This is a genomic window from Halobaculum sp. MBLA0147 (assembly GCF_041361345.1).
Classification (GTDB): Archaea; Halobacteriota; Halobacteria; order Halobacteriales; family Haloferacaceae; genus JAHENP01.
Genome location: NZ_JBGKAD010000001.1, coordinates 755,893 through 768,837, shown reverse-complemented (window position 1 = coordinate 768,837; position 12,945 = coordinate 755,893). Strand labels below are relative to the sequence as shown.

Sequence of the window (12,945 nt, the reverse complement as noted above, 5' to 3'; positions counted from 1 at the left end):
GCGTGCACCCCGTGCCAACATTTAACATCCCAATCTCCTATAGTGTAGACGATGTCGGAGCGTCCGTTCGTCTGTCGCGAGTGTGGACGGAGAGTGAGCGCGGCGTCGTTCCGCGCGGCGTGTCCAGACTGTGGCGGTTCTCTCGACCAGGAGTCGCTCGAGACGGTACGAGCGGACCTCGCCTACCAGTCGTGAGGCTGCGAGCGGTCGTGTTCTCGCGAGACCCGTGCCACGGAGCGACTGCTCTGTCGCCGGTGTCCGTCCGGTGAACTGCCACACCACACCGGCAGGTTCGAGAGCGGAATGGTTTCGTCGGTCGGCGTCCGATGGGTGTCCGTGAGCGACGAGCCAGGGGTGTCGTCGGGCGGCGACCCGACGGCCATCGACAGTGTCGTCGTGACGACGGCGGACCTCGTGGCGGCGGTCGAGTCGCGCAACCGGAACCGTCGCGACGCCGTGTTGCGGATCACGCCGCCGTTCACCGGCCGGATGCGTGCCCGCATCCACGTCGCGGGGACGGAGGCGGAGTACGACGACCCCGAACCGATCCACGTCCAGCCGCGGGCGCTGCTCGCCGACGACGTGCCGCCGTTCCCGGGGTCGGGGCCGGAGTCGTGGCGGTCGCTGGTCGCAGACAGCGTCCGCGAAGAAGTCGTGTTGGAGACCGACGGCGAGTCGGTCCGCGTCCGGGTGCTCACCCTCGGGTGAGCCCTGGCCGCGACCCGGTCACCTCACAGTCGCGTGAGGTTCTTGGCTCGTGGGCCCTTCTCGGCCTGTTCGATCTCGAACTCGACCTCCTGCCCCTCCTCGAGGTCGGGGCCGCCGACGTCTTCCATGTGGAAGAACACGTCCTCGTCGGCGTCGTCTGTCTCGATGAATCCGTAACCACCCGTGTCGTTGAAGAACGCGACCGTCCCTTGCGCCATTCGCTGTTACCTCACCGGCGAATGGCTCGGCCGAGTACAAATATCTACGGGCCAGCTTACGGTAGTGTTCAGATAAGACGACTGTTGCGGGTGGCGCGCGAGAAACGCGCGAGGGAGGAGCGAGCGGAGCGAGCGACGAGGCTGGGGAGGGAGAGGTGCTGTGCGGGGCGGATTCGGGCGGGACTGGAAGGGGCGAGGGGATCGCGTTCACTTCAGTCGTCTCGGCGGCCCCTATCGCGCCGAACGGTGCCTGCGAGGCGCGGCTGCGCCGCGCCTCGATGTAAGCGGCGAAGCCGCGCACAAGAGGCGCGATATGTCGCCGAGCGACCGCGATCCCCTCGGGGCTTCCTGAGTACTAGTCCCACCCGACGATCTAGCCCTATCTGAACACCGCCAGCATCGCAGGCTGCGACGGCCGCGGATCGGCAGGCCACTCTGTCGTGGCCGCACAGTCGCGCGACACTTGTACCTCGACCGTCTCGGTGGGAGCATGCGAACACTGGCCTTCGACGGGCAGACGGGCGTGGCCGGAGACGTGGTGTTGGGTGCGCTGGTCGCGGCCGGCGCGGATCCGGACGTGCTCGCGCCCGTCACGGACGTGCTCCCGGTCGCCTACGAGTTCGCGGCGGTCGACGAACAGGGTGTCGCCGCGACGCGGGCGCGCGTCGTCTCCACCGACGCGGCGGACGACGAGACGACGACTGATCACGAGCACTCGCACGATCACGACCACTCACACGACCGCGAGCACAGTCACGACCACGACGACGCAAACGGCCACTCGCACGATCACGACCACAGCCACTCGCACGATCACGGCCACTCGCACGATCACGACCACAGTCACGACGAGCACGGCCACTCCCACGAGCACGCCGAGGGGCGCGGCCCGGAGCGCACCTACGACGAGGTGGTGGCGTTGGTCGACGAGATGGCACTCCCCGACACCGTCGCCACGAACGCGCGCGAGGCGTTCCGGCTGTTGGGCGAGGCGGAGGCGGCCGTCCACGACACGGCGTTGGGGGTGACGCCGTTCCACGAGGTGGGGGCAGACGACGCGATCGCGGACGTAGTCGGCGCGTGTCTCCTCGCCGACGACCTCGGACCCGAGCGGATCGTGACGACGCCGGTGGCCGCCGGCGGCGGCGAGGCGACGTTCAGCCACGGCACCTACCCCGTCCCGGTGCCGGCGGTGACCGAGATCGCCGCTCGCGCCGACTGGCGACTGGAGGGTGGGCCGGTCGAGCGAGAGTTGACGACGCCGACCGGCGCGGCGATCCTCGCGGCGCTGGCCGAGGGTGTCGACACGCTCCCGCCGCTGGCCGTCGAGACGAGCGGCTACGGCGCCGGCGGCTACGACCTCGCGCCGCGGCCGAACGTCCTCCGCGCGACCGTCGGCGAGTCGACGCCAGACGGCGACGCCGGCGAGGACGACGCGAGTCACGCTCACGGCGGACACGACGAGGAGTCTGCAGACGAACACGGAGAGACGGGTCACGACGACCACGGATCGACGGGCGACGACCACTACGAGGCGACGACCGATCACGGGCACCACTCCGCCGGGGACGATCCGCACCCGTCGACGGCCGACGGCCTCCACCACGACGAGGTGACGGTTCTCGAGACGACGCTCGACGACACGACGCCGGAGGTGCTCGGGAGTCTCCAGACGACACTCCTCGAGGCGGGCGCCCACGACGTGACCGTGCTCCCGACGACGGGCAAGAAGTCGCGCCCGGGTCACCACGTGCAGGTGATCTGTGAACCGGGCGACGCGACGCGACTCGCGCGACGGCTCGCCGTCGAGACGGGGACGCTCGGCGTCCGGGAGACGGCCGCGCGCCACCGCTGGATCGCTGACCGACGCGTCGAGACTGTCACGCTCTCCGTGGACGACGAGGACGCCCGAGACGGAGAGGGGATTCCGGCCGACGAGACGGCGGCGGGAGGCGACACGTCCGAGTCGGAGCCGACGACACACGAGGTGGCGGTCAAGCTCGCACTCACCGCCGACGGCACCGTCTACGACGTGAGCGCGGAGTACGACGACGTGCTGGCCGCGGCGCGCGAGAGCGGTGTCGCCGTCCGCGATCTCCGCCGGCGTGCCGAGACGCTCGCTCGCGACCGGCTCGCGGGCGAGACGCCGGGCGACGACTCGCGGGCGGGCCACGACTCGTGACCGGAGGGGACTCGTGACTCGCGACGATACGCCGTCGGCCGACCTCGACGCGGCGGAGTTCCGGTGTGACCACTGCGGGGAGCGGTTCGGGCGCGAGCGAGGTGTCCGGCCGGCACCGTTCGGCGACCTCGACACGACGCGGTGGCAGCGGTTCGACTGTCCGGCGTGTGGCCGGCGCGGGGAGACGGTGTTCGTCGCCCGCGACGCTGTGAAGTGACAAGCGGCGTGCTGTCCTACGCGCCGAGACGTGCCACGCTCGCTCGTCACCGCCTCCCCGCTCGCTCGTCACCGCATCCCCGCTCACTCCCCGGTCACGGCGCGCTCGAACCGGCGGGCGGTGTCGGCCAACAGCGGCCAGTCGTCGGTGAACACCTCCACGGCGACGGTCGGGGCGGCGTCGGCCACGGCCGCGGCGGCCGTCGGGTCGAGTTCGCCGGCCCCCAGTGGGACGTGTGAGTCGCCCCGTTCCCGGGCGTCGTGGACGTGGACGTGCGAGACGAGGTCCGCGTACGAGGCGAGGAACTCCCGCAAGCCGTCGTTGCCGACCTCCAGGTAGGCGTGCCCCACGTCGAGACACAGCGACGCCCCCGCGTCCGCGACAGCCTCGCCGACGGTCTCCAGGCCGAAGCCCCGGTCGAGGTGCCCGACGTTCTCCACACAGAGTTCCACGCCGGCGTCCTCGCCGCGTGCGGCCAGGTCTGTGACGGTCTCGCGTAACAGCGGCGCGTCACCGGGATCGTGTGGCTCGGTGCTGGCGTGCGCGACCGCCTTCTCGGCGCCGAACCCAGCCGCGACCTCGAGTCCGCGGTCGAGGTACGCCAGCGCGGCGCGACGCGCCTCCGGGACCGGCACTGCGAACGGGTAGGTGGTCGGGAGGTGGACCGTGCGGTCGTACCCCGCCGCGTCGAGTTCCCGCGCGAGCCGCTCGACCGGGACGGCGTCCAACCGCGTCGAGTCGCCGCCGACGGTCACCTCGAGGAAGTCGAACCCACCCGTCTCGGGCGACCACGCCGCCACGTCGTCGATTCGCTCGTAGAACCCGCCGATGGTCGTCCCGAGTGCGAGCCCGTCGTCTGCCCGGTTGGCGGTCTCGGTCCCGTCGAGGATCGCGTCGCGTTCGCTCATCGGTCCGGCGTCGTCGGCTCCCGACCTAAGTCCGTCGGTGACACGTCCCGAGAGACGGTCATGTCCCCCGTCTCGTCACCCGCCACTCCGGCCGTGTGTACGTCTCGTCACCCGCCACTCCGGCCGTGTGTACGTCTCTCACAGCCGAGAACCGACCCGGAACCGACCGGTTCTCTGTAGTTAGACACTCCGGAACCTGGCGTCTCTGTAGTTGGACACACGGTTTGGGTGGGATCGGTCCCTCGTGTGAACCGTACATGAGCACGACTCGTGCGACGCGGACGACGGCGACCGAGGGAGACTGGACTCTGACGTTCGAAGACGGCGTGGTGACGGTGGAACTGCCGGCGACGCTGGAGTTGGACGCGGAGACGGGTGCGGCGATCAACGAGGCGTTCGTTTCGACGCTAGAGCGCGAGGACGTGGACGGAATCCTGACGCTGCTGCGCGTGGAGAACCCGATCGGCTCGGGCGTGTTCGAGGCCGTCCAACACGCCGGCGACGTGGCCGTCGACGAGGGTGTCTCGCGGTGGGCCGTCGTCGTCGAGGAGCGCGTCAAGGGGATGGCGTTCCAGAGCAAACTCGACGGTGTCGAGACGCGGATCTTCGAGGACGAGAGCGCGGCGCGCGAGTTCCTGGACTGAGTCGCGTCGCGGTTCCGATCGGGAGTCGGTCGGTCGCCAGTTCGTCGCCGACGGTCGCGAGTCGATCTGTCGGCGGGTCGTCGGCGGCGTTCGCGACCCGACGACTCCCGTCGAGAAACCGTTAACCGCCTCCCGCCGCAACCACTGTCGATGACAGACGCGGGTGTCGCCGAGGGGATGGACGCCTTCGCCGCGCTGGGGGAGCCGGTCCGGTCGGCGCTGTCGGACCGGGGGTTCACGACGCCGACGGAGCCACAGCGGCGCGCCATCCCACCGCTCGTCGACGGGGACCACGGGCTCGTCGTCGCCCCGACGGGAACCGGGAAGACGGAGACGGCGATGCTCCCGGTGTTCGACGCACTCGCCGCCGACCCGCCCGACGGGATGGGGGCGCTGTACGTCACCCCGCTGCGGGCGTTGAACCGCGACATGCGCGAGCGACTGGAGTGGTGGGGCGAGACCTTAGAGCTGGACGTACAGGTGCGACACGGCGACACCTCCGACTACCAGCGGCAACGGCAGGCGGAGGACCCGCCGGACGTGCTCGTCACGACGCCGGAGACGCTGCAGGCGATGCTCACGGGGTCGAAGCTCCGGACCGCGCTGGCGGACGTACGCCACCTCGTGATCGACGAGGTCCACGAACTCGCCGCCTCGAAGCGCGGCGCACAACTCACGGTGGCGATGGAGCGACTCCGAGCGCTGGCCGACGACTACCAGCGGATCGGCCTCTCCGCGACCGTCGGCGACCCCGCGGAGGTGGGGCGGTTCCTCACCGGCGCACGTGGTTGTACGATCGTCGAGATCGACGCCGGCAGCGACGTGGCGTTCGACGTGGTGTCACCCGAGGTGACCGAGGCCGACGAGGCGCTGGCGGGGGAGTTGGCGACGGACGCGGAGATCGCCAGCCACGTCCGACTGATCCGTGACTTGGTCGCGGACCACGAGTCGACGCTGATCTTCGTCAACACGCGCCAGACGGCGGAGGCGCTGGGATCGCGGTTCAAGGCCCTCGACGAGCCGATCGAGGTCCACCACGGCTCGCTGTCGAAGGAGGCGCGGATCGACGTGGAAGACCGGTTCAAGGACGGCGAGATCGACGGGCTGGTGTGTACCTCCTCGATGGAACTCGGGATCGACGTGGGACGGGTCGACCACGTCGTCCAGTACAACTCCCCGCGGGAGGTGACGCGACTGCTCCAGCGCGTCGGGCGTGCGGGCCACCGCCGTGACGAGGTGTCCACCGGGACGATCGTCACGGACCACCCGGACGACACGCTGGAGGCGCTGGCGATCGCGCGCCGGGCGGTCGCGGGCGAGGTGGAGACGGCCGGGATCCACCACGGGAGTCTCGACGTGGTCGCCAACCAGGTCGTCGGGATCGTGATGGACCGCGAGGACGGCGTCGACGCGCGGGCGGCCTACGAGTTGGTGACGGACGCGTACCCGTTCCGCGAGCTCGCGCCCGCGCAGTTCCGCGAGGTGGTGCGGGAACTCGACGGCAACCGGGTGGTGTGGCTCGACGAGGAGCGCGACCGGATCGAGACGAGCGGCGGGACGTGGCAGTACTTCTACCGCAACCTCTCGATGATCCCCGACGAGGAGACGTACGAGGTGTACGACATCTCCGCGCGGCGGCAGGTCGGCACCCTCGACGAGCGGTTCGTCGTCAACTTCGCGGAGCCGGGCGAGGCGTTCATCCAGCGCGGGGAGATGTGGCGGATCAACGACGTGGACGACGAGGAGGCGCGGGTCAACGTCGCGCCCATCGAGGACCCGGCCGGCGAGGTCCCGTCGTGGACCGGCCAGGAGATCCCGGTGCCTGCCGGCGTCGCCAACGAGGTGGGGGAGATGCGCTCGGTCGCGGCCCCGCAGTTCGAGCGCGGGGCCGCGACGGAGACGGTCGCACGGGAGTTCACCGCGCGGTACCCGACGGACGAACACACCGCCGCGGTCGGCCTCGAACAGATCCAGCGCCACGCCGCGGCGGGTGCTCCGGTGCCGACGGCGAACAGACTCGTCGTCGAGGGGCGTGGTCGCGAAATCGTGGTGAACAGTCCGTACGGCCACGAGGTGAACCGCACACTCGGCCGACTGCTCTCGGCACTGATCGGGCAGCGCACCGGCTCTTCCGTGGGGATGGAGGCGGACCCGTACCGCGTGGAGTTGGAGGTGCCCTCCCGGACGGACCCGGGGACGGTGATCGAGATTCTCGAAGAGACGGACCCGAACCACGTCGAGGGGTTGTTGGAGTTGGCGCTGAAGAACTCGGACACGCTGAAGTTCACCCTCGCACACGTCGCCGCGAAGTTCGGCGCGCTCAAGCGCTACGACGCGGACAGACGCTTCGGCGGCGACCGACTGCTGGCGGCGCTGGAGGACACGCCGGTGTTCGACGAGGCGGTCCGGGAGGTGTTCCACACGGAGTTGGCGACCGCGGAGACGGCCGCGTTGCTCGAACGGATCCAGTCCGGGGACGTGGACGTGGCCGCGGCCAGAGACCACACACCGATCGGCACCGGCGGACGCTCCTCTGGGCGGGAGTTGCTCGTGCCGGAGAACGCGGACGCCTCGGTGATCGAGACGCTGAAAGACAGGGTGTTGTCGGATCGGGTGATCCTCTTGTGTGTCCACTGTACGGAGTGGCGCAGCGAGCGGACGGTCGGGAGCGTGAGCGACGAGCCGACCTGTCCGGCGTGTGGGTCCACGCGGATCGCGGCGTTGAACCCCTGGGACGACGAGACCGTCGCCGCCGTGCGGGCCGACGAGAAAGACGACGAGCAACACCGGCGCACCCAGCGTGCTCACCGCGCGGCGAACCTCGTGCAGGCGCACGGCCAGCAGGCGGTGATCGCGCTCGCCGCTCGCGGCGTCGGCCCGACGAACGCCGCCCGCGTGATCGGGAAGCTCCGCGAGGACGAAGACGAGTTCTACCGCGACCTGCTGGAGCAAGAACGGCAGTACGCCCGTACCCAGCAGTTCTGGTGACTGGCCGCGGCCTCCCACCGTGTCGTGGTCGAGTGACGCGTGTCACACCGACGATGTCCCCGACGACACCAGTTTGAAGCCCCGGCGCCCCGAGACGACGAGAGTGACACGGAGTGTCGGGTCGTGGGACGACGGTGAGCCCGTCCCGCGGTCGGAGCCGATGCGGGCCGTCTACGACGAGGCGTACCTGACGGTGCCCAACTGGGACGTGGGCTACCCACAGGCGCCGTTCCGGTGGCTGACCGAACGGGGGCTGGTCCGCTCGCCCGTCCTCGACCTGGGGTGTGGCACCGGCGAGCTGTCGATTTACCTCGCACGCCTGGGGTACGAGGTGCTCGGGATCGACATCTCCGGACGTGCGGTCGCGGAGGCGCGCCGCCGTGCCGCCGGTCGCGGGGTCGACACCCCGTTCCTGCGGTTGGACGCGCTCGCGCTCGGCACGCTCGTCGAGAGCGGGTTCCAGTTCCGGACCGTGTTGGACTCCGCGACGTTCCACGTGTTCGACACCTGGGAGCGGGACCGGTTGGCGGAGACACTCACCGACCTCGTCCCGCGCGACGGGCTGTTCTGTGTCCTCGGGGACCGGCGGTCGGCACCGCGGCCGACGTACGGGATCACACCCGAGGAGGTGACGCGTCGGTTCCAGCGTGCAGGTGCGTGGGAGCGACTGTTCGCCTACGAGACCGGGTTCCAGCGGCGGTGGGGGAGTTCCCCGGCGTACTTCGTCGGACTCCGACGGCTGTGACACTGTGGGTTCGGGAGTCGTGGCGTCGGCGTCCGATCTCCCCGCCACTCGCGGGTGCTCCGGAGCGCTCCCGATCCGACCGGGGTGCTCCCCCGGAGGAGTGAAGCCGCTGGCCGCCCGAGAGATCGACAGATGAGACGGTGGTCACGACGGCGTCTGCTCGCGGCACTCGGGGCTGCGGCTGCCGGATCGACGGCAGGGTGTGGCGCCGTCGACGCGGGTGCGCCGGGCGGCGACGAGGCGGAGACGGTGAACCCGGCGTTGCAGGGGAGTCCGACGCCGCGCGAGACCGACGCGTACGGGGAGACGGCGACGGACGCGCTCGCGCGCCGTCGTCGCCTGTTCGTCGCCAACCGCCGACTCGGCCGCCGGACGATCCGGGTCGAACTCCTGCGCGACGGCGAGCGCGTGTTCCGCCGCACACCGGCGATTCCTGGCCCTGGCGGTGGTGCCGTCGGGCGGCCGATCCTCGCACCGGGCGAGTACACGGTCCGGGCGACGACGGAGCGACCCCGATCCGAGGAGACGGCGTCGTCGCTGACGGCGACGTGGCGCGTGGGACCGGACACGGGTGACTTCCTGGTCGAGTTCGGCGCGGGACTCCGCGGGGTGGCGCGGTACGCGGGACCGGCGGCACGGCGGCTGATCGACGGTGCCGCCTCGCTCGTGGCAGACGAGCGGAGACGGACGCGGCTCGCGCTCGCCAACTCCGGTGAGGCGACGACGGTTCGACTGGCGACGGTCGACGGGAGCGGCGGCGCCGACGGCGACGACGAGCGGTCCGTGACGCTGCGCGTCCCCGAGCGGAGTCGAGTGCGACTCCCGCTCGATCCGGACGGACCGGCGGTGGGGGTGCGAGTTGCGGCGCGGGGTGTCGTCGAGACGTACGCCTGGCAGGCGGTGGCCGACCGGACGTTGGACGTGAGGCTCGACCCCGATCCGCGATTCCTCTGTGACAGGATCTGGCGCGACCTGGTGGTCGCGAACCGGACGAACGCAGACAGACGGGTCGCCGTCGACATCGGCGGCGGCGAGCCGGGATCGAGAGGGACCGACGAGCCCGGAGACACCGCCGGAGGTGGTGGGAGCGTCGAGCGGGTCCGGCGGACGCTGTCGGTGCCGGCGGGCGGGCGGGTGCGGAGTCGTGGTGTGGTGCCGCCGGCGTCGGGGTACGAGTCGCGTATGACGAGCGGCGAGTTGTCGGAGTCGTACACGTGGCCCGGCTGTCCACCGGTGGGGCCGGTCGTCGTCGAGGTGGAGTCCGACGACCTCTCGGTGTCCGTGCGCCCGCAGTAGCACGTTGGGTGGCGGGGCGGTCGCGGGAGCGGGGCGGTGGTGGTGCGGTGCGGTGACGGGGCGGTTGCGGTGCGGTCGCGGGGCGGTGGTGGTGCAGTGCGGTGACGGGGCGGTTGCGGTGCGGTCGCGGGAGCGGGGCGGTCGCGGTCGCGGGGCGGTGGTGGTGCGGTGCAGTGACGGGGCGGTTGCGGTGCGGTCGCGGGAGCGGGGCGGTCGCGGTCGCGGGGCGGTGGTGGTGCGGTGCAGTGACGGGGCGGTTGCGGTGCGGTCGCGGCACCGCAATCCACCGCGAGCGCGCCGGACGGCGCGCTCGCGGCCCTTTTTGATCGAGCTTTTTTCCTCGGGTGGCGCGCCCCGCGCGCCACCCGAGGAGTGAAAAAGGTCGGTGTTAGTCCATCGCGATGTACGTCTGGGTCCGCTCGACGCCGCGGATGTCCTGGATCGCGCCGGCGGCGACGCGTTTCACGTCGCCGGGCGACTCCGTGACGACCTTCGCGATGAAGTCCACGTCGCCCGCGACGATGTGCGCCTCCGTCACGTCCTCCAGGTCGGCCAGCGCCTCCTTCACGCGGTCGGCCTCGCCGGTGTTCGACTTCACCATCACGTAGGCGGTGACGGTCACGCCTCACCACCTCCCTCGACGGCGACGGCGGTCTCTGCCGTCTCGTCGCCCTCACCCAACAGGAGCTGGCGGACGTCACCGAGCACCTCGAAGTCCGCCAGGACGGCGACGCGGTCGCCCGTCTCCAGAGAGTCGTCCGGCAGTGGGATGCCCATCGACTCGCCGGCCTTGCCGAACGCGAGGATGCGGGCCTCCGACGGGAGGGTGACCTCCGAGAGGTTGTACCCCTTCATCGGGGTGTCGTCGGTGATGGTGAACAGGACCACCTGGAGGTGTTCGGCCACGTCAGCGATGGCACGGAGGTTCCCACCCAGGAGGGCGTTCTTCGCGCCGATGGCGCCGAGACGCTCGGGGTAGACGATCTCGTCGACCTCCTCGGCGTACTTCTGGTAGATGCCCTCGCGGTAGTCCTCGTCGATGCGCATCACGGTGCGACAGCCGTGGTGTTTGGCGACGAGACAGGCCGCGAAGTTGGTGTTCAGGTCACCCGTGAGCGCACCCACGGCGTCAGCCGACTCGACGCCCGCCTCGACCAACAGGTCCTCGCGGGAGCCGTCACCGACGATCACCTCGAACCCGTCCGTCTCGGCCCGGGCCGCCCGGTCCTCGTCGGCTTCCACGAGGGTCACGTCGTGTCCCTCCTCGCGCAACACGCGGGCCGTCCGCAGGCCGACCCGTCCGGCCCCGATGACGATGAATCGCATACGGCGTGCGTACGACAGGTCTCACTAAAAGGGTTGTCCACGCGACCCCAGAGCCGACCGCGGCGGTCGGAGCACCCCCACGCAGTCCGGGAGTCCGTCGCCGCGAGCCGGGGGGAACGCTTTTGATAGTACCCGTGGTACTCTGTCGCATGGTCAGCGCGTTCGTGATGGTGAAGACAGCCACCGGGGAGGTGGAGGCGGTGACGGATCGGATCGACGAGATGGCGGCGGTGACGGAGACCCACGTCGTCGCGGGTGACTTCGACGTGATCGTGGAGGTCGAGACCGCGGAGATGTACGAGGTGATGGAGACCGTCGCGAGCGCGATCCACGACATCGCGGGCGTCGAGGAGACCAAGACCTACGTCTCGATGGGGTAACTCGCGAGGAACGGACCACCCTGCTATCCAGGTCGGTCTGTGCCGGGTCGTGCCGGGACCTACAACTCCAGCCCGCGGATCGCGACCGCGTCGCCTTCGGTCACGCGGCCGATCACACGTCCGTCCGTATCGGCGGCCAGCGACTCGGCGCGGTCGGCGGGGAGTGCGGCGACGAACCCGGTCCCGACGTTGAACGTCCGGTGCATCTCCTCGTCGGAGACGTTCCCCGCCTCCTGTACGAACTCGAAGACCGGCTGTGCGGGCCACGGGTCGGTGACCTCGTACCGGTACGTGCCGAGTCGCTCGAGGTTCGTCCACCCACCGCCGGTGACGTGGGCGGCGGCGTGGACGCCGTGGGCTCGCATCGGCTCCAAGAGATCCGTGTAGATCGCCGTCGGCTCCAAGAGCGCCTCGCCGAGCGTGTCGTAGTCGCCGAACGGACACGGGTCCTCGTAGGCGTGCTCGCGGGTGACCGCCTCGCGGGCGAGCGTGAGGCCGTTCGAGTGGATGCCCGTCGAGGCCCACCCGACGAGTGCGTCGCCCGGCTGGGCCGTGCCCGGGAAGACGGCGTCCTGCGGCGTGAACCCCGCGCAGGTGCCCGCGAGGTCCAGATCCGTGATCACGTCCGGCATCACGGCGGTCTCGCCGCCGAGCAGCGAGACGCCGGCGCGGTCGGCACCCTCGCGGAGTCCCGCGCCGATCTGGGCGGCCACGTCGTCGTCTGGCTCCTCGACGGCGAGGTAGTCGACGAACGCGACCGGGTCGACGCCCGCCGCCACGAGGTCGTTGACGTTCATCGCGATGCAGTCGATGCCGATGGTCGAGTAGTCGGCGAGCGCGCGAGCGACGAGCAGTTTCGTCCCGACGCCGTCCGTCGCGAGCCCGAGGTAGTGGTCGCCGACCTCCACGAGGCCGGCGTAGTCGCCGTCCGTCCCCGGTCCGCCGACGGCGTCGACCAGCGCCGCCGTCGCCGCCTCGCTCTCCGCGATGTCGACGCCCGCCGCCGCGTAGGTGAGTCCCTCCGACGACTCTCCGTCCGTCGTCTCGTCGGGTGCTCCCTCGTTCGCACTCGCGCCGGGCGCCTCGTGATCCGTCGTCTCGTCGCCACTCACCCCGTCGTCGCTCGCTCCGTCGGCTCCGTCCATGTTCGGGGAGGCGCGCGGTCCGGGCAAAAGCCCACCGGAGCCGCTCGCCCGACGACCCGGAGTCACCGACGGCCCCGCAACCACGAGTGGGTGACGGCCGTCCACGCCCACGAGTGTGTTACAGCCGCCCCGCGACCACGAGTGTGTTACAGCCGCCCCGCGACCACGAGTGAGTGACAGCCGTCCAC

The 12,945-nt window shown here is 70.7% G+C and carries 14 protein-coding genes; 9 read left to right on the top strand and 5 right to left on the bottom strand.

The window, feature by feature from the left end; translation table 11 throughout:
* Positions 1-51 precede the first annotated feature (51 nt).
* A complete protein-coding gene (locus RYH80_RS03650; protein ID WP_370902504.1) occupies positions 52-195 on the top strand; it encodes a rubrerythrin-like domain-containing protein in 144 nt (47 codons plus the stop codon).
* A gap of 141 nt (positions 196-336) precedes the next feature.
* On the top strand, positions 337-708 hold the full coding sequence (locus tag RYH80_RS03645; protein ID WP_370902503.1) for a DUF8009 family protein: 372 nt from the start codon (positions 337-339) through the stop codon (positions 706-708).
* Between the two features lie 23 nt (positions 709-731).
* Here RYH80_RS03645 and RYH80_RS03640 read toward each other — a convergent pair whose 3' ends face one another.
* Positions 732-926 carry a cold-shock protein gene (locus RYH80_RS03640; protein ID WP_370902502.1) on the bottom strand — a complete coding sequence of 65 codons (195 nt, stop codon included), beginning with the start codon at positions 924-926 and terminating at the stop codon, positions 732-734.
* A 490-nt stretch (positions 927-1,416) separates the two neighbouring features.
* On the opposite strand from RYH80_RS03640, the gene larC reads away from it, so the two are divergent.
* Positions 1,417-3,108 carry a nickel pincer cofactor biosynthesis protein LarC gene (larC, locus tag RYH80_RS03635; RefSeq protein ID WP_370902501.1) on the top strand — a complete coding sequence of 564 codons (1,692 nt, stop codon included), beginning with the start codon at positions 1,417-1,419 and terminating at the stop codon, positions 3,106-3,108.
* A 13-nt stretch (positions 3,109-3,121) separates the two neighbouring features.
* A complete protein-coding gene (locus RYH80_RS03630; protein ID WP_370902500.1) occupies positions 3,122-3,325 on the top strand; it encodes a hypothetical protein in 204 nt (67 codons plus the stop codon).
* Positions 3,326-3,408: 83 nt separating this feature from the next.
* Here the strand turns inward: RYH80_RS03630 and RYH80_RS03625 are convergent, their stop codons facing one another.
* On the bottom strand, positions 3,409-4,233 hold the full coding sequence (locus RYH80_RS03625; RefSeq protein ID WP_370902499.1) for a sugar phosphate isomerase/epimerase family protein: 825 nt from the start codon (positions 4,231-4,233) through the stop codon (positions 3,409-3,411).
* Between the two features lie 257 nt (positions 4,234-4,490).
* On the opposite strand from RYH80_RS03625, the gene RYH80_RS03620 reads away from it, so the two are divergent.
* The 4 genes from RYH80_RS03620 to RYH80_RS03605 all read left to right on the top strand — a co-directional run bounded on the left by RYH80_RS03620 (position 4,491) and on the right by RYH80_RS03605 (position 9,906).
* Positions 4,491-4,877, top strand: a complete 387-nt coding sequence (locus RYH80_RS03620; protein ID WP_370902498.1) for a hypothetical protein — start codon at positions 4,491-4,493, stop codon at positions 4,875-4,877.
* A gap of 150 nt (positions 4,878-5,027) precedes the next feature.
* Positions 5,028-7,865 carry a DEAD/DEAH box helicase gene (locus RYH80_RS03615; protein ID WP_370902497.1) on the top strand — a complete coding sequence of 946 codons (2,838 nt, stop codon included), beginning with the start codon at positions 5,028-5,030 and terminating at the stop codon, positions 7,863-7,865.
* A gap of 103 nt (positions 7,866-7,968) precedes the next feature.
* The gene (locus tag RYH80_RS03610; RefSeq protein WP_370902496.1) at positions 7,969-8,610 is read left to right on the top strand and encodes a class I SAM-dependent methyltransferase; all 642 of its coding nucleotides are present in this window, start codon (positions 7,969-7,971) and stop codon (positions 8,608-8,610) included.
* Positions 8,611-8,742: 132 nt separating this feature from the next.
* Positions 8,743-9,906 carry an Ig-like domain-containing protein gene (locus tag RYH80_RS03605; RefSeq protein WP_370902495.1) on the top strand — a complete coding sequence of 388 codons (1,164 nt, stop codon included), beginning with the start codon at positions 8,743-8,745 and terminating at the stop codon, positions 9,904-9,906.
* 388 nt (positions 9,907-10,294) lie between these two features.
* Here RYH80_RS03605 and RYH80_RS03600 read toward each other — a convergent pair whose 3' ends face one another.
* Complete coding sequence (locus RYH80_RS03600; RefSeq protein ID WP_370904644.1) at positions 10,295-10,507, bottom strand: Lrp/AsnC family transcriptional regulator; 213 nt, start codon at positions 10,505-10,507, stop codon at positions 10,295-10,297.
* 17 nt (positions 10,508-10,524) lie between these two features.
* A complete protein-coding gene (locus tag RYH80_RS03595) occupies positions 10,525-11,232 on the bottom strand; it encodes a potassium channel family protein (protein WP_370902494.1) in 708 nt (235 codons plus the stop codon).
* 149 nt (positions 11,233-11,381) lie between these two features.
* Here RYH80_RS03595 and RYH80_RS03590 point away from each other — a divergent pair, with 149 nt between their 5' ends.
* A complete protein-coding gene (locus RYH80_RS03590) occupies positions 11,382-11,612 on the top strand; it encodes an Lrp/AsnC family transcriptional regulator (protein WP_370902493.1) in 231 nt (76 codons plus the stop codon).
* A gap of 59 nt (positions 11,613-11,671) precedes the next feature.
* Here the strand turns inward: RYH80_RS03590 and purM are convergent, their stop codons facing one another.
* Entirely contained in the window at positions 11,672-12,757 is a 1,086-nt protein-coding gene (purM, locus tag RYH80_RS03585; protein WP_370902492.1) for a phosphoribosylformylglycinamidine cyclo-ligase, read from the bottom strand.
* Positions 12,758-12,945 lie beyond the last annotated feature (188 nt).